Here is a 16,585-nt window from a genome sequence, read left to right as displayed (position 1 = left end):
CGCTTGCTATGAGCGTTTTCGGGTTGGGCCTGTAGCTCAGTTGGTTAGAGCCGACCGCTCATAACGGTCTGGTCGTAGGTTCGAGTCCTACCGGGCCCACCATTTTTCTTTCTCCTTTGATGTCACGCCAGTTTGCTGCGCTCAGGCTCCGGTGGGGCGGCGCGCACAATCGCCATTCCAAAAGTTTGGCGACGCTGGTCAATGCAATTTGGCTATTATATGTTTGGATCTTCGATGGGTTTTGCGTGCGGGAGGTTGCCATGATGATCACGGATGTCGAGGACTATTTCACCAAGGGCTGCGGTCGGTGCGACAAGTTTGGCACGCCGGATTGTGTGACGCGCACCTGGATCGATGGCCTGAATCAGTTGCGGCGCATTTGCAATGAAATGGGGCTGGAGGAAGAGGTGAAGTGGGCGCACCCGTGCTACACACATGCGGGGCGCAATATTGCCCTGATTGGTGCCTTGCGCAATGAAATCCGTTTCTCCTTTTTCAACGCCGCGCTGCTCAAGGACCCCGAAGGCATTTTGGAGTTGAACGGGCCCAACACCCAACATGCCAGTATCATTAAGATCAGCGACAATGCGGATGTGGAGCGGTTGGAGCCAATCATTCGCGCCTATATCAAGGAATTGATGGACGCCGCCGAAAAGGGCATTAAGCCGCCCAAGGTGGAGCGCGAGATTGACTTGCCCGAAGAGATGATTGACGCATTGGATAGCGATCCGGAGCTCGCCGAAGCCTTTCACAACCTGACGCCGGGGCGCCAGCGCAGCTATGCGATCAATTTACATGGGGCGAAAAAGTCAGAAACCCGGATCAACCGGATCACGAAATTCCGTGATCATATTATTGCAGGCAAGGGCGCCATGGAGCGCTAAAAACGCTTGATCAACTCATATTGGCTGACGGTTTTTTGCGCGCCCAAATGGGTGAGAAAGCCGATGGTTTCGTGGTCAGTCTTGTCGATATTAATAAAGGCGAGTTTAGGCTTTTCTATTGCTTGCGCGGCATGGCGCAACAATGATTGCCCGATATGGTTGTGGCGATGGTTTTGGGCAACTGCCAATTGATAAATCGCACCGCTTGGCGCCACGGCCAGATAGGCGACCAGTTTCTCATTGCCATATGCCGCGAGGCACACCGCTTCCGGCGCGGCTTCAACGGCAAAATCCTCATTTTGCCAAGAGGGCATCACATCACGAAGCGTAGTTGTGTGCGGGGCGATGGTCGCCCAATCCACCTTTTTGACTTCACAATCTGAGTCCGCCCAATCGCCTATCTCTAGGGAAAAGCAATCAAATTCGCGATTTATCTCGTGCCCCTGTTTTTGATAAAGGCTGAGGGCGCGCTGGTTGCTGGTGAGGCATTCAAACTGGATGAGCTTGAAGCCGGCCTTGATGATTTCAGCTTCTGAGCGGGCTGCGAGTTGCTTGGCCAAACCCTTGCCGCGATGGGCAATGCGGGTGCCGCTGGCAATCAGATGAGCGCGGTGATCGTGGGTGCCGATAAACCAAACGGCCAGCACCTCATCCCCCTCCACAGCAATGGAGGACAGCTCGGGTTCAAACTGGCGCTGGGCCAGCATGGCGTTGAATTGATCCAGCGTGGGTTGCAGCGGAATGTCATAATCAGAAAAGGCGTCAAGCATGGCCGCGTGCAGGGCTTGCCGATCGATATTTTGCGCATTTCTGATTTCAATGGACATTAAAGTTCCTCCAATTTCCACCAAATGAGGCCCGAGAGCAGGATAAGAAATAGTGGCACAAAATATGTCATTTCAATGGACAAAAACAATCCGCCAATCGTGGCGATAGAGCCGCCGAGTAGGATTGCTGCGGATTGACCCGAAAACACCACTGACGTGGCGAACCCCATGCGATCGGGCGCGCATCTTTGCGCGTAGCTGATGCCGACGCCCAGCGCTGAGGCCGGGATGAGAGCGTAGAGGGCTTGCAGGGCAATCACCTGCTCCAATGTTTGCACAAAAGGGAACAGGCCGAAGTGCAACATGGCGGCGACGAAACCGATGCCAAGGACAAATTTTCTGGTGCGCCGTTTGGCCAAGTAGATGCAAAAAGCTGTCGCGGGCACTTCAACAATGGGAGTGGCTGCGAAGGCGATGGTGAGATCCACCGGATCGCTTGAAATATTTGCATCAATGAACAGGGCGAGATTGGCCAGCCGCACAATGTCGCCCGATAAAACAAGCGCAACAAACAGGGCGATGAACAACAAGTTGCGTGGTACGGCGCGCCAGCGCAACCAGCTAAAGCTTTCGCTTTTTTCTTTCGGCTTGTTGGTGACAACGCGGGCAAACATCCAGATGGCGGCGCCCATGATCAAATAGCCCACCGCTTGCAACTGAAAGATGTTCCGATAGGTGAGGCCATAGGTCAGCAGCACGCCAGCGATAGCGGGCCCCACAACCCAGCCGGCGATGAAACCAATGCGCAGCTCGCCGCTTTCAGTTGCCTTATCGCCAAAGCGTTGATGCTCCCGCTCTTGCGCCCACGCAAAGAATTGGGCATTTGCCGCTGACATAAAGGGCATGGCGATGCACACCAAAATCAGCACGAACCAAGCGGTGGTGGCCAGCGAGGTGAGCGCATAGCTGATGCTGAGCACAACTGCGCCAAGCGTGATGATGATGCGCCGTTCGTTCATGCGATCTGAAAAGTCACCGATGAGCGGCAGCACAAATAGGGCAATGATGGAGGGCAGGGCAAATGAGAGGCCATTTTCAAAGGTTGAACCGCCCAGCACTTGCGTCACAAAAAGCGCGCGAATGGGGAAGGACAACACGCCGATTGTGGCCATCAAAAACAGATAGAGAAAAAGCGGCGCAGCAGATCTGCGCGCTGGCGAAAGCGAAATAAAAGACATGGATATACTGGTGCTAGAGGGATAGGCCCTTTCCTTCTAGCAGGATAATCATTGGTCTGTAAATGGTATCTTTATGGCGTGGCTGTGAAGTCAAGGACGAGTTTGCCGCTGACTTTTCCGGTTTTGCAATGGCGAATGGCTTTAGCAATTTCGCTGAACGGATAGGCCTTTTCGATGTGCGGGTGGATGTTGTGCTGCGCCAGGAGAGTACTGATGTGGGCCAGTGCGGCGGGATCGGGCCGCACCCAAAGGGCATGTTCTTTTTGCTTGCGAAATCTGTTTAGCAAAGGGGCCATAAGAAGGTTTTGCGGCGAGGGCAGCGCCGTGGAGAAGACACCGTCGGGGCGAAGTGCCTTGCGGGCATTGGCGAAGGTCATGGTGGAGGCCGTGTCCAATATGCCGTCATATTGAATATCGCCCTTGATCGGATCTGCTTGGGTATAATCAATCACAAAATCGCAACCCAATTGCTTTGCGAGGGCGATGTTGCGGGTGCTGCACACGCCGGTGACGCTTGCGCCGCAGGCTTTGGCCAGCAAGACCGCCATATGCCCCAATCCACCACAACAGCCATTGATCAGCACATGATGTTGGGGGTGGATTTTAGTCTTTTGAAATAGAAATTGATGGGCAGTGAGGGCGACCAGCGGCACGCTCGACGCTTCAACAAAGCTCAGATTTTGCGGCATGGAGGCGATATTGTCCGGCGACACTGCCATCAACTCGGCAAACGCACCGCCCTTGAAGGCGGGCACCATGCCAAACACTTTGTCGCCGGGCTGATAATCGGACACGTTGGCGCCCACCTGCTGCACCGTGCCTGCAAAATCTGCCCCCAATATGTGCGGCGGTCGCCACCAACCGCTGAACGCGCGGGCATCTCCACGCAAGGTCTTCCAATCTACTGGATTGAGACCCGCTGCACTGACCTTCACCAATAGCTGGTCAGGCCCGATATTTGGCGCATCAATTTGGCCGATTTGAAGCGATGTTTCATTGCCATAGTGCGTGGAGAGGATAGCGTGCATGATTTACCTAAACAAAACTGATCATTGTTCAGGTTATATATGAGCAATGATCAGTTTTTGCAAGGTATGAGGTTTGATGGTTAGGGAGGGGCGTGGAAATGGCGGCTTTGTGGGCTCTTCCGACATTCAAGCTTCTGGTTTGAGCGTCGGCTTTGAACATTGCTTATTTCTGGTCGGTGACCTCCTCTGGTGCCACTCAGTGGCCGTGCGCTTCCTCACCAAGCGCCATTGCTAAATGATGTTCACGGTGATGGTCTTGGCTCGCCATCAATCCGAAAAATCCAAGTCCCTTGATACGTGCGATAACCGAAGGGTTGTCGCCGGTCACACGCAATTCGACACCATCTTCAGTTTCTGATGCCGCAACCGTCCAGCGATCATCGCTAGCGAGTTGCACAGCATGGGCGGGCACCATGCGCCGAAGCGAAGCGATGGTTTCCGCGTCGCCAGTGACGAAGGCGCTTATGCCATTCGGTAGATTGGTTTCCTCAACCACCCCGTCCGAGATCAACCGGTCCATATCCACCAAATGCATGCGGAGGCCAGTCAGATCAACTTTGGACCAGTCCGTTTCAGGATCGGCTTCTAACACGCGCACGACTTCTGACAGGGCTGCAAAAGCGCCTTGGCCGGGTTCTCGGAGGATGGCCTCGTTCATCGCCGAACTCTGCCCATGGGTTGAATGATCTACATCGTCACTATGACCGGAATGGTTGGTTTGCGCGTTTGCGAATACGGCACTGCCAACCCAAACCATTGTTATCAGAAACATCTTGGTGCGCATTTTTGCTCGTCCTTTCAAAGCTATATTCAAAGACTATTCGACGCGCATCATTGGGTGTATGATTTCTATCATGTCTAAGTGGCTCGAATTATTTAATGGCGCGTTTTCTCGCAAATTGGCAAAAGGTGCAGCGGTGTTCCGTCAGGGGGACCGCGTTCAATCCATGTATCTGGTCCGATCTGGAGCTGTCGCGCTAGAACGTCCCATGGCTGATGGTGTGCCGCTCACGCTGCATACGGCGACCGCCAACATGGCACTGGCCGAGGCGTCTTTGTTTGCTGAGACCTATCATTGTGATGCTGTTGTGCGCTCTGACGCCGAAGTTGCCAGCCTACCCCGACCAGCTTTTCTGGATGGTATTCAGCGCCGCCCCGATGCCGCCCTGAGCTTGATAGAGACCTACGCAAAAGAAGTTCAGGCACAGCGGGCGCGGATTGAAATCCTGCGCCGACGTCGGGTTGCCGACCGATTGGATGCATGGCTGGAACTTCATGATGAACCGCCCAAGGGTGAATGGATAAGCGTAGCGGAACAGATCGGTGTGTCGCCACCAGCGTTGTACCGCGAGCTTGCACGGAGGCGAGGCTAAAGCCGACCTTCGCTGCATTGCATCGTTTTACGTAAAATGGGCTCACAGGGGCCGTCAGAAATGCGGACGAAGCGACCAGATAAAAGCTTCCCGCAAACTACCGAAAGGGGCGGCGGGACGTGGGCATTCACAACGATGATCAATAATGCTGCCGAGCAGCATGAAGTGGATCTTCACTATTGTCGGATCCGAAACGCAATTGCGCTGAAGCGCTCACGCACCGAGGCATTTCCTTTAGCCGCGAGGGATTGGGAATATTGGCCGGGAAAATCCTTCAGCTGACAGAAGAACTGATATAGTTTGATGCGGTCAGCACGGTGTTCATGTTGGTATTCCTCAACCACCGGACTGCGTTTTCCAGCGACATGGGCCGGGCAACGCCGTAGCCCTGGATTACCGAACCACCTATCTGTCGCAGGAATTCCGCCTGTTCAAGATACTCAACGCCTTCAGCGATGACATTTAAGTCAAGATCCTTGCATAGATTGACAACGGCTTTCAAAATTACTTGTGCGGTCTGATCTTGGGGGCAGTCCTGCACCAGCGCGCGGTCAATCTTGACACCGTGGATTTTCAGTCGTGCGAGGTTGGCAAGCCCTGAATAGCCGGTGCCAAAGTCGTCTAGCTCCACGGCAAATCCGGCCTCAGACAGCGCGCTTATTGACCGTGTCGTTGCATTATCGTTGTTTTCAATCAGGATCGTTTCGAGTACCTCGATGGCGAGGTTTTTAGGGTTCAGGCCGCGCTGCTCAACCTCCCACTTCAGTTCGTCAACATAATCCGGCCGATTTAGCATTTGTGCAGAGACGTTCATCGACATGCGTAAATGCGGGAAACCGGCGTCACGCAAGGTACACAACGCATCGAGTGCGCCTTTTCTGGCGATTGCATCGACGTCTACCAGGCGGCCGTTTTTCCCCGCCACATCAATGAATTCAGCTGCTGCAAGCAAACCCCTTTGCGGGTGATGCCACCGTATGAGCGCTTCAAAACCGGTTACTGTTCTGGTGGAAAGGTCGAATTGCGGCTGCAACACAATCCCAAGCTGATTGTTAGCAATAGCCTCAGACAATGAAGCGGAAAGTTCGGTGCGGCGCGACACGATTTCCCCAATTTCATTTGTATATGAGAGCAAGTCGTTTCGTCCGTTGTTTTTCACTTCATAAAGCGCGGCATCGGACTGCTTAATCAGTTCTTCCTTTTCGCGTGAGCTTTCGTTGGACAAAGCAATGCCGATACTCGAACCGAGGACAATATTTTTGTCGTCCCAGGGGATTGGCTGCCTCAAATCGGTGATAATCCGCTTGGCCACTCTTTCAAGAACGGGAAAACCCGAAACGCCCGGACAAACTATAATAAACTCATCGCCACCAAACCGAGAAACCAGATCGTTGCTGCGGGTGTGGGTTTTCATTACATTGGCGGCGTGCACGAGAACGGCGTCACCAGCAGCGTGCCCGAGCATGTCGTTCACTTCTTTAAAGTGATCTAGGTCGACATGCAGAATACCGACCTCACCGCTTTCGGCGCTTGCCTCACGCAAGGCATCAGACAGGAAACTATTGAGTTTCATTCTGTTTGGAAGTCCAGTGAGCACATCGTGTTCAGCCCTGAACTGAGATTCCTCCTTGGCGCGCTTGAGACTTTCCTCACGTTCGATCTGCTCCGTGACATCGCGTGAAATGACAATAATTTTCGGATCGCGGGAGCCGTCATATTCGACGACGGCAAAGCTCAATTGGTTCCAGAAATATTCGCCGTTTTTGCGCACATTGCGTACGATTTCCACAGAGTCGAGAATGCCAGAAGCGATGTCGTATTTGAACGCCGCAATGCTTTCCGCAGACATCGCGTTTTCGGGCGGAAGGAGAAGCTCTTGGGGCTTGCGTCCCCGCAGTTCTTCGGCACTGTATCCCGTGACGCGCGAATAGGCCGGGTTCGACCATTCGATGCGGGCGTAGATATCCTGAATGAGGAGTCCATCGCTCGCATGGCGCGCGATCATTTCCATCACTGCATTTTCGTCTTTCGCCAGCTCCAGCTCTTGCGTCAGGCGCTCGATCTGAGACGTATGTCGGTCCGCGAGCGTTAACATGCGCAAGGCAAGAAAATCATATCTGGCTGCTGCCAGAACGATTGCCAACTAACCACTGACGATAAGAATACAGACATATCCATGCTCATGTACCTCCCTCGATTGCTTATAAAGCAGAGTGAGGTGATCATCTGAAATTTGGGTAAAAGATTGTGCAAATCAATCGGCGTAGTTACCGGTACGTTAAATAGCTCCGTCCAGAAAGACAGGTTGCCAAATATTTTCCCTCGGTTTGTCGAGGTGATGGCAGACGCCGACCGACCAGCCGCTGTCATGGGCCAGAAACCATGCGAACAGATTGGATCGTGTCCACCATTTCTCAGCCGCCGAGTGAAGCTCTTGTCTTCCCCTGCTTGCGCATTGGTAACTCGCCGCGCGCGATTAGCTGCCTTTGGCGGTGGGCGATTGGGCGCAGGTGGTGCGCCCAGCCAATTGGTTATGATGCAACAGTTGAGGGGTAGCCTGCGGCGTCCAGTGCGGCGAGGATTGCTGCATTGTCGGCGGTTGAGGTGACGTCGATTTTGTTGGCGCTCAAATCTGCCTTCACGTCAGCCGAACCATCAATTTCCTTGATGGCTTTTGACACTGTGGCTTCGCAATGTCCGCAGGTCATGTCGGGTACATTAAATTTTGCCATTTGTTCGTCCTTTCATGGTTGTTACTGCTCAATAACTCTTCCATTTGCTGGAAGGTCAAGGGTTCATTTTTGATTTTTGGCTCTTGACCTTACAGCAACTGCAAGCCGCATCAGTGCGATCCCGCATTGATAAAAAAGGCATGGATATGAGCAGTTCGGACAAGCAGAAACAATTGATTCAGGAACAGATTCTGGTTTGTAAGGCGGAATTGATTGAGTTGCAAAAGACATGTTGCATGAGCAAACGAAGCGAAAAGATGGTTGGCTTGATTGAAGAGGTTGAGCAATTGGGCGCGACGCAGCTGGCGCAAGCGACAATGGCACCTGACGATGCTGCCGATTTTATCGCGCAAATTGAAAAGGTTGGCTCAAAGCTGGGCATACTTTACGCCACCTGCTGCACGCCAACGCGCGAGCCGATTTATGCGGCGATGTTCAAATCCTTGTCCAAAATCCATTTGAGATTGCTGAGGTTGCAGCACGGCCGATAGTCGCCCATGCGCAGCCGCTAGGTCAGCAATGCCTGAACGCGCAGGCGCAAAGTGAATTTAAGCTCTTCGGCGAGCAGGCGGCGTTGATCCTTGGGCATGTGCAGCGCCAATTGGGCGCTGGTGCTGGCATTGTGCAGCAATTGCCAAAGGGCAATTTTCGTGGTGGCTTTATCTGTTTGCGGCGCCAATTTGTGTAAAATGTCGGTTAAATACACAGCGTTGGATTGGCTGGTTTCGGCGTCCAACGTGCATAATTTGGGGTCTGCCTGCATGGCGGCCCACAGCACGCTGAGGGCAGGCTCTTGGCCAAATAAGGTGAAAAAATCATCCACCGCGGTGCCGATCTGCTCCAAAAACTGTTCGATTGTGCCAACATCGTCAAAATGCTGGCGTAGCTGATCCCGCGTCAGGTCCAAATATTGTTGCATGATGTGCTGCAGCAGTGCGCTTTTGTCGGGAAAATACTGATAGATGGTGCTGATCGGCAATTCGGCCTTGGCGGCAATCTCGCGCATGCTGACCGCGTCATTGCCGTGTTCGCCAATCAATTGCCGTGCGGTTGCCAAGATCCGCTCCACCTTCTTGCGGCTGCGTTCTTGCTGGGGAATTCGGCGATCAGTATTTGAGGGCATCGTGGATAAAAGCCGTGACATATTGAGGCCAAAACATAGCTTGCCGGGCGCTCATGGTCCAGATGTTTGTTTCAGCAGAGCGCTTGCCGCAAATAGAACTCAAGCTGTTTTTCGTCGATGTCTTTTGCCGTGACTAATTTGAGATGACGGCGATATTTACCTTTCCCTTCCAGGTGATGGTTGGGATCATCAAACGTCGCGCCGTTGGAGAACTCAAAAGAGGCATGCTTTTCATAACAGAAGAGGCCGCCTATCGCGCTTTTGGGATCGCCCGCAATCGTTTCGATAAGTGTGCCGCCATATTTGCTGGTGAAGCCCGCATCGGGACAAAGCGCCAAAATCAACTCGTTCACCTTGTTGGTGATTTCATTTTCGATTTCTGGGGTCATGATCTTACTTTCTGACAGGTGATGCGATTTCGACAAGGCAGCCATTCAGATCCTTCACGTAGGATACAGTCTGGTTCCAAGGCTTTTCCTCCGGCGGGGAGAGCGGCAAAGCGCCATTTTCAACCGCGTGGGCATAGGCTTTGTGCACATCTTCGCAAACCAGGCAGATTTCCCAACCGGCGCTGAGTTTGTCTTTCCGGTTTGGCGTGATGGCGAGGTTCGACATCTCCGCCGCTTCCTCGCCCGCAAAGGTGAGGGCTGTGTCGCCGGTTTCCATTTCTGCATAAAGATTGCTTTCGTGAATGAAACGCCGCGGCAGGCCAAAGGCTTTTTCATAGAAAGCGACGGTTTCGAGCACATTTTCGACATAGATGATGGTGTAGCCAAACTTCATGATTTCGTCCTTGTTCGATAGGTCGAAATTAGCGCACAGCACCTCGTTCGGATTGAACAAATCGGACATGAACTGGCCCATGTCATCAAATGACGGGCAGGCCGGGCAAGGATAGATTTGACGGGATGCGGCTGGGCGAAAACCCGCCGAATTTTTTGAAGGCGCGGATCATGTGGGCTTGGTCGGCATAGCCGCATTCAAATGCCACATCCGCGTTTGACAGGTTAGCGTTTTGCAACAGGTTAAGCGCCCGGTGAAATTGGATGATCCGGGCATATAGCTTGACGGAAAGGCCAACCATGTTGCGAAAGGTGCGCAGAATATGTCGGGTGGAGTGGCTGGTGCTTGTTGCCAGCTGATTGATGCTGATTTGGCCGCCACTTATATGAATGAGGTCAATGAGCTGGTGCACCAAATGCCGATCATTGTCGATATTTTGCAGCGGCGGCAGCGCCAATAGCGCGTCATGAATGTTGGTTTGCGGCGTGATTGTGTTGATCAACGCGGCAAGGTTGGGCAACTGGCTGACGGCATCATCGCCGGTCAAGATCTGATCTTGCGCGTTGGACAATTGATCGCCCCATAAGGTGCGCGCATTTGCCGGATAGATCCGCAAGCCTGCCCACCCATCCCCCGGTGCATAGTCAATGCTGAAGGGCGATGTGGCGGGCCCGGTAATAATAGGGGAGATGCTGGCGGGGGCGTGATGTTCATCTACCGTGAACCGCAGAATAACATCGCAACACCCGTCGGGCAGAACAATGGACGTGCCCACATGATCAGCAATGAACGACCAATGGGCGGCGGTGTGTCGTCGCGATTTGGGCGTGACCAATTGTTCCGTATAACCAAGCGGCAAATGCATGGGGGCGCCTAGATCGCCGGAAACAGATTGGTGCGTTTTACTTCGCCGTAGGCAAAGCTGGTTTCAATGCCGGCCACGCCGGGAATGCGGTGGATGGATTGGCGGGTGAAGCGTTCGTAGTCTTCGAGGCTGGCGACGATCACGCGTAAGAGATAATCCCAATCGCCGGTCATCAAATGGGCTTCCAAAATCTCATCGATATTTTTGATGGCGTTTTCGAATTCGCCAACGCCTTGCTCAGTGTGGTGCTGCAATTTGATGCGGACGAATACGGTGACGGGCAGGCCATAGCGTTTTTGATCGACGATGGCGCTATAGCCGCGGATGATGCCTTGCTGCTCCAAATTGCGCAGACGGCGCAGGCAGGGCGAAGGGGAAAGATTGACCCGATCGGCCAGTTCCTGATTGGTCAGTCGACCGTCGCGTTGTAGCTCGCGGATGATTTTTTGATCAGTTTTGTCCATCAAGGTGCGCCAGTTAGCAGATAATTGCTTGATGTTAGCATTTGATGGCAGTTTTGACTATTGCCTATCTTGAGGACTTACGCGCTTTCTGTTTCGAGGTTTAGCTGCGCAATTTTGCGTTTTGCTTCCTTAGAAGGAAGCGCAGCTTGCAGCACGGCCAACCGATCTAGGATGGCGTCTCGGCGCATATTGAGATCTGCTTGCATGCGGTCAATATGTTCGAGCTTGGTTGCCAGTTGTGCGATACTGCCTTCGCAGGGGCCTGACCCTTCGTCAGACAGGCATGCGCTCATGGCGCGAATTTCACGGGTGGAAAAGCCCGTTGCGATGAAATCTCGAATACGACCCGCGCGGCGCAAGTCGGCTTCGTTATATTGGCGATATCCTTTTTCGGAACGTTGTACCTGCATCAAGCCGACATTCTCATAGTGGCGCAGCATGCGCTGGGTGATGCCGAGCCGTTCGGCCGCTTCTTTTGCTTGCATTTTGGGGGCTCCCTGTTGGCCATAAATGTTGGTTGCGCTTGGTCAAAAGTCAAGGGATCGGGCGGCGTTGGGGGGAGCCGCCCGATATGGCTGGGTGTCTAGCTTCTAGATGCCCATCCGCCATCTACGGTTAGGGTCTGTCCGGTTAGCCATTCATTGTCGGAGGACCCCAGCTTTAAAATCCACGGCGCAATATCGTCTGGCGTGCCGCGTCGTCCAAGTGGCACTTGCGCTGCTTCCTGCCTTTCAATTTTTTCTGCCATGTTTTCGGGTAGGCCCATCATGCCTGTCAGTGCGCCAGACTTCACAGGGCCGGGCGCCACCATGTTTACGCGAATGCCATCGCCCGCCATTTCAATGGCCCAAGATTTGGTGAGGCTTTCCAATGCAGTTTTGGTGGCTGCATAATGAGCTAGGCCCGGCGCCGCGTTTTGCGACACGGCAGTGCCGATATTCACCACAGCGCCTTTGGTTTCGCGCAGGGCAGCGCGGCCTTCTTTGATCATCAAGGATGGTGACGTGATATTCGTGATGCACATATTGGTGATTGTTTCCGCATCATAGGCTTCGACCGGCATGGGCTGACCCGCGCCCGCATTGTTGACGATCAAGTCAAGTCGGCCCCATTTGCCCAAGGCCTCTTTAATGATGCTTGCACAGTTGGCCGGATCTGCGCTGTCTGCTTGCAGATGGTGCACTTTAGGATGGGCGGCTGTGACGGTCGCCAATTTTTCTGCACTGCGCCCGGTGATCAAAACGTTGGCACCTTGTGTGACCAATGCCAAGGCGGTGGCACGCCCAATGCCGGAGCTGCCGCCCGTAACGATGGCGACTTTATTTTCCCAAATATTTTTCTGTGTCATGCGCGATTTTCCTATCTTCAATTGTGGTGCCTTGCGGCGACTGAAGACGGGTTTAGCGGATTGACACTAGTGTCAGGGTCAAGGGCTTTTTGCCTTTGGTTCGGGAATCTTATGTCCGACAGCTTGTGGCTTGTTCGAGAGGGTTTAAGGGTTTAGTCCTTCATATGTAGGATAATATTGGCAGAATATTGCTGAAATATGCCATTTAAGGGTCAAGTTTGCCAGAACATTGCGCGCCATTTCTTTTATTCTTGTGGGTAAGAGAGGACCGTTTGGTCCGCCACAGAAATTGGAGGTGCGCGACATGACCCACAATAATAAAAACCAAGGTTTTGCAACCAAAGCCATTCACCATGCCTATGACCCGCAAGACGAGGGCGGTGCGCTGACACCTCCTCTGCACTTGACCTCGACCTTCGCTTTTCCAACAGCGGAGCATGGCGGGGAGATTTTTGCTGGTGATCGTGAGGGGCATGTTTATTCGCGCATCTCCAACCCCACCAATGATTTGCTGGAAAAGCGCATGGCGGCGCTGGAAGGTGCGGAAGCGGCTTTGGCCAATGCGTCGGGCATGGGGTCGATCACCTCAGCGCTTTGGACCTTTGTGGCGCCGGGCGATGAGATCATTGTCGACACGACGCTTTATGGCTGCACCTTTGCCTATATGCGCCACGGGCTGCAAAAGTTTGGCGTGGACATCACCCATGTGGATATGACTGACCCGCAAAATGTGGCCAAAGCGATCAGCGGTAAAACCAAAGTGGTTTACTTTGAAACCCCGGCCAACCCGAATATGCGTCTGGTGGATATTGAAGCGGTGAGCGCCATTGCCCATGAATTTGATGCCATGGTGATCGTCGACAACACTTATTCAACGCCTTATTTGACCCGCCCGATTGAACATGGTGCGGATTTGGTGCTGCATTCGGCCACCAAATATTTGGGCGGCCATGGTGATGTGATCGCCGGGCTGATTGCGGGCCGCAAAGAAGATATTGATCAGGTTCGTCTGGTGGGCATGAAAGATATGACCGGCGCGGTGATGGCGCCGTTCAACGCCATGCTTATTATGCGCGGGTTGAAAACCTTGCAATTGCGCATGGACCGCCATTGTGCGAGCGCGATGGAAATCGCCCAGCGGTTGGAACAGCACCCGATGATTTCCAAAGTCTATTTCCCCGGGCTGCCGAGCTTTGAGCAGCATGAGCTGGCGAAAAAACAAATGGCTGATTTTGGTGGTATGATTGCGTTTGAACTGATTGGCGGCTTGCACGCAGGCATTTCCACCATGAACCGTTTAGACATGATCCAACGGGCGGTGAGCCTTGGGGATGCGGAAACCTTGATCCAGCACCCCGCGTCCATGACCCATTCGACCTACACGCCGGATGAGCGGGCCGAACATGGCATTTCCGAAGGCTTGGTGCGGTTGTCTGTTGGGCTTGAAGAGGTTGAGGACATTTGGGCCGATTTGGAGCAGGCCTTGCCGGCAGTAAAAGCGCAGGTTGCGTAGGCCAGATCAAAGGGAGTGGGGCGATGAGCAAGAAAATAGAGCAGCTGAAAGAGCTGGAAGGGCAGATTTTGTGGCTGGCGTGCTGGATGGTGCATCATGCCAACCAATTCCGCCCGAAAGGTGATCAGCAGATCAAGATTGGCGGGCATCAGGCGTCGTCTGCCTCGATCGTGTCGATCATGACCGCACTCTATTTTAGCGTGCTCAAGCCCGAAGATCGGGTGGCGGTGAAGCCGCACGCCTCACCTATTTTTCATGCGATCCAATATTTGATGGGCAATCAAGAGCTGGACCGGATGAAAAATTTCCGCGGCTTTGGCGGGGTGCAATCTTACCCCAGCCGCACCAAGGATATTGATGATGTGGATTTCTCCACCGGGTCCGTTGGGTTGGGTGTCGGCATCACGGCCTTCGCCTCCATGATCCAGGATTATATTCAGCACAAAAGCTGGGCCGCCGAAAAGCCAATGGGCAAAATGGTGGCGTTGGTGGGCGATGCTGAAATGGATGAGGGCAATATTTTTGAATGCCTTCAAGAGGGCTGGAAGCACGATCTGCGCAATGTGTGGTGGATTATCGATTATAACCGCCAAAGCCTTGATGGGGTGATCCGCGAAGGTTTGTGGAAACGGCTGGAGCCGATTTTTGAGGCGTTCGGCTGGGAGGTTGTGCGCCTTAAATATGGCGTGAAGCAACGCGCGGCGTTTGAACAGCCCGGCGGCGACAAGCTGAAAGAATGGATCGATAACTGCCCGAATCAGCTTTATTCGGCGCTGACCTATCAGGGCGGGAAAGCGTGGCGTGCCCGTTTGCTGGATGAGATTGGCGACCAAGGCGATGTGACCAAGCTGATCGAGAGCTAGTCCGACGAAGAATTGGCCGAGCTGATGAACAATCTGGGCGGCCAGTGTGTGGAGAGCTTGGTGGAAGCTTTTGAAAGCATCGATCATGATCGACCAACGGTGTTCATCTCCTACACCATTAAGGGTTGGAGCACGCCATTGGCGGGGCATAAGGACAATCATGGCGGGTTGATGACTACAACCCAGATGGATGAATTTAAGCGCCAGATGGGCGTGGCCGACGGCGAAGAGTGGGAGAAATTCTCACTTGTGAAAGACGCGGCGGCGACTCAGAAGTTCTTGGATCAGGTGCCGTTTTTTGCCAAAGGCACGCGCCGCTTCTCAGCGCCATCAGTTGAGGTGGGCGCGGCGGTTGAATTGACCGATCGGGAGATTGCCAGCCAGGCCGGGTTTGGCAAGATTTTGGATGAGATTGCCAAGAATAACCCGACCTTGTCAGAGCGGATTGTGACTACGTCGCCTGATGTGACGGTGACGACCAATTTGACTGGCTGGGTGAACCGCAAGGGTCTGTTTGCCCGCAACGAGCTCAACGATGAGTTTAAAGATCAGCGAATTCCATCGGCACAGAAATGGGCGTTTTCGCCCGATGGTCAGCATATTGAGTTGGGCATTGCCGAGATGAATTTGTTCTTGCTGCTGGGCGCGGCGGGGCTGTCTCACTCGGTGTTTGGCGAGCGCTTGCTGCCCATCGGTGCGGTCTATGATCCATTTGTGGCACGGGGCTTGGATGCGCTGAATTATGCCTGTTATCAGGATAGCCGCTTTATGATTGTGGGCACGCCTTCTGGCGTGACGCTGGCCCCGGAAGGTGGCGCGCACCAATCCATCGGCACGCAATTGATCGGCATGAGCCAAGATGGGCTGGCGGCGTTTGAGCCTGCCTATGTGGATGAACTGTCGGCCATTATGCACTGGGCCTTCGACTATATGCAGCGTGATGGTGAGGGCGATCCGGACGAGCGCACATGGTTGCGCGATGAAACGGGCGGTTCGGTGTATCTGCGCCTGTCGACCAACCCAATTGAGCAACCGCAATGGCGCAAGGATGACGCGTTCAAGCAGGGCGTGATCGACGGCGCCTATTGGATGCGTGAGCCGGGACCAAACGCTGAGATCGTGATCGCCTATCAAGGCGTGGTGGCCCCGGAAGTGATCGAGGCTGCTGGCCGCATTGGCGAAGACCGTCGCGATATTGGCGTTTTGGCCTGCACCTCAGCTGACCGGCTGAATGCGGGGTGGACCGCAGCGCAACGGGCGCGGCGGCGCGGGCAGACTGATGCCCAATCCCACATTGATCGGCTCTTGGCACAACTGCCGCCTCATTGCACGATCATCACGGTGACAGACGGGCATCCGGCGACTTTGGGCTGGTTAGGCGCAGTCGCTGGCCATCGCACGGTGCCGCTTGGCGTGGAGCATTTTGGGCAAACGGGCACCATTGCGGATCTTTACGCTCATTATGGCATCAATGCCGATGCGATTGTGAGCGTGGCGCAAAATATTGTGCAGGGGCGTCCGGTCCGGCATTTGCGAGAAGTCATTTAGGCGCTTTCGGGGCTTGATAAATCAAGGTGAGGCTTTAACACTAGAGCCTCACGATT

At 53.8% G+C, this 16,585-nt stretch carries 17 protein-coding genes, 1 tRNA gene and 1 pseudogene; 6 read left to right on the top strand and 13 right to left on the bottom strand.

The genetic code is table 11. The features are described 5' to 3' along the window. Positions 1–25 precede the first annotated feature (25 nt). Together G549_RS0107410 and G549_RS0107405 are read left to right on the top strand one after the other, a co-directional pair. Positions 26–102, top strand: a tRNA-Ile gene (locus tag G549_RS0107410). Between the two features lie 158 nt (positions 103–260). Then, on the top strand, positions 261–884 hold the full coding sequence (locus G549_RS0107405) for a YdeI/OmpD-associated family protein (RefSeq protein WP_343251106.1): 624 nt from the start codon (positions 261–263) through the stop codon (positions 882–884). Here G549_RS0107405 and G549_RS0107400 read toward each other — a convergent pair. The 4 genes from G549_RS0107400 to G549_RS0107385 all read right to left on the bottom strand — a co-directional run bounded on the left by G549_RS0107400 (position 881) and on the right by G549_RS0107385 (position 4,689). Further along, the gene (locus G549_RS0107400; protein WP_027834497.1) at positions 881–1,711 is read right to left on the bottom strand and encodes a GNAT family N-acetyltransferase; all 831 of its coding nucleotides are present in this window, start codon (positions 1,709–1,711) and stop codon (positions 881–883) included. The genes G549_RS0107405 and G549_RS0107400 overlap by 4 nt on opposite strands. Beyond that, positions 1,711–2,889, bottom strand: a complete 1,179-nt coding sequence (locus tag G549_RS0107395; RefSeq protein ID WP_027834496.1) for an MFS transporter — start codon at positions 2,887–2,889, stop codon at positions 1,711–1,713. Before G549_RS0107395 ends, G549_RS0107400 begins: the two co-directional genes overlap by 1 nt. Positions 2,890–2,960: 71 nt before the next feature. Then, positions 2,961–3,917, bottom strand: coding sequence for an NAD(P)-dependent alcohol dehydrogenase (locus G549_RS0107390; RefSeq protein WP_027834495.1), 957 nt, complete (start codon positions 3,915–3,917; stop codon positions 2,961–2,963). 196 nt (positions 3,918–4,113) lie between these two features. Continuing rightward, entirely contained in the window at positions 4,114–4,689 is a 576-nt protein-coding gene (locus G549_RS0107385; RefSeq protein WP_169449624.1) for a hypothetical protein, read from the bottom strand. A gap of 82 nt (positions 4,690–4,771) precedes the next feature. Here G549_RS0107385 and G549_RS0107380 point away from each other — a divergent pair, with 82 nt between their 5' ends. Further along, entirely contained in the window at positions 4,772–5,290 is a 519-nt protein-coding gene (locus G549_RS0107380) for a Crp/Fnr family transcriptional regulator (protein WP_169449623.1), read from the top strand. Between the two features lie 274 nt (positions 5,291–5,564). Here the strand turns inward: G549_RS0107380 and G549_RS0107370 are convergent, their stop codons facing one another. After that, positions 5,565–7,385, bottom strand: a complete 1,821-nt coding sequence (locus tag G549_RS0107370) for a putative bifunctional diguanylate cyclase/phosphodiesterase (protein ID WP_169449622.1) — start codon at positions 7,383–7,385, stop codon at positions 5,565–5,567. 436 nt (positions 7,386–7,821) lie between these two features. Beyond that, entirely contained in the window at positions 7,822–8,022 is a 201-nt protein-coding gene (locus G549_RS0107365; RefSeq protein WP_027834490.1) for a heavy-metal-associated domain-containing protein, read from the bottom strand. A 236-nt stretch (positions 8,023–8,258) separates the two neighbouring features. Here G549_RS0107365 and G549_RS21800 point away from each other — a divergent pair, with 236 nt between their 5' ends. Continuing rightward, entirely contained in the window at positions 8,259–8,513 is a 255-nt protein-coding gene (locus G549_RS21800; RefSeq protein ID WP_156905509.1) for a hypothetical protein, read from the top strand. 17 nt (positions 8,514–8,530) lie between these two features. Here the strand turns inward: G549_RS21800 and G549_RS21250 are convergent, their stop codons facing one another. The 7 genes from G549_RS21250 to G549_RS0107325 all read right to left on the bottom strand — a co-directional run bounded on the left by G549_RS21250 (position 8,531) and on the right by G549_RS0107325 (position 12,605). Further along, positions 8,531–9,145, bottom strand: coding sequence for a TetR/AcrR family transcriptional regulator (locus G549_RS21250; protein ID WP_169449621.1), 615 nt, complete (start codon positions 9,143–9,145; stop codon positions 8,531–8,533). Positions 9,146–9,216: 71 nt separating this feature from the next. After that, the gene (locus G549_RS0107350; protein ID WP_036221681.1) at positions 9,217–9,534 is read right to left on the bottom strand and encodes a DUF1801 domain-containing protein; all 318 of its coding nucleotides are present in this window, start codon (positions 9,532–9,534) and stop codon (positions 9,217–9,219) included. A gap of 4 nt (positions 9,535–9,538) precedes the next feature. Next, positions 9,539–9,997 (bottom strand): VOC family protein, encoded by a 459-nt coding sequence (locus tag G549_RS0107345; RefSeq protein ID WP_246778356.1) that lies wholly within the window; start codon positions 9,995–9,997, stop codon positions 9,539–9,541. 16 nt (positions 9,998–10,013) lie between these two features. Continuing rightward, positions 10,014–10,793, bottom strand: coding sequence for a helix-turn-helix transcriptional regulator (locus G549_RS0107340; RefSeq protein WP_027834486.1), 780 nt, complete (start codon positions 10,791–10,793; stop codon positions 10,014–10,016). A gap of 8 nt (positions 10,794–10,801) precedes the next feature. Beyond that, positions 10,802–11,257 carry an Lrp/AsnC family transcriptional regulator gene (locus G549_RS0107335; RefSeq protein ID WP_027834485.1) on the bottom strand — a complete coding sequence of 152 codons (456 nt, stop codon included), beginning with the start codon at positions 11,255–11,257 and terminating at the stop codon, positions 10,802–10,804. A 77-nt stretch (positions 11,258–11,334) separates the two neighbouring features. After that, positions 11,335–11,742 carry a MerR family transcriptional regulator gene (locus G549_RS19425; protein WP_051213528.1) on the bottom strand — a complete coding sequence of 136 codons (408 nt, stop codon included), beginning with the start codon at positions 11,740–11,742 and terminating at the stop codon, positions 11,335–11,337. 98 nt (positions 11,743–11,840) lie between these two features. After that, complete coding sequence (locus G549_RS0107325) at positions 11,841–12,605, bottom strand: SDR family NAD(P)-dependent oxidoreductase (protein ID WP_027834484.1); 765 nt, start codon at positions 12,603–12,605, stop codon at positions 11,841–11,843. Positions 12,606–12,909: 304 nt separating this feature from the next. Between G549_RS0107325 and G549_RS0107320 the strand changes: the two genes are divergently transcribed. Continuing rightward, entirely contained in the window at positions 12,910–14,118 is a 1,209-nt protein-coding gene (locus G549_RS0107320; RefSeq protein WP_027834483.1) for a methionine gamma-lyase, read from the top strand. 23 nt (positions 14,119–14,141) lie between these two features. Continuing rightward, positions 14,142–16,529 (top strand): annotated as a pseudogene (locus G549_RS19420) (1-deoxy-D-xylulose-5-phosphate synthase N-terminal domain-containing protein). The last annotated feature ends 56 nt before the right edge of the window (positions 16,530–16,585 follow it).

Origin of the sequence: Maritalea myrionectae DSM 19524, from assembly GCF_000423365.1 — a bacterium.
Classification (GTDB): Bacteria; Pseudomonadota; Alphaproteobacteria; order Rhizobiales; family Devosiaceae; genus Maritalea; species Maritalea myrionectae.
This window is presented reverse-complemented; position numbering and strand designations above follow the sequence as displayed.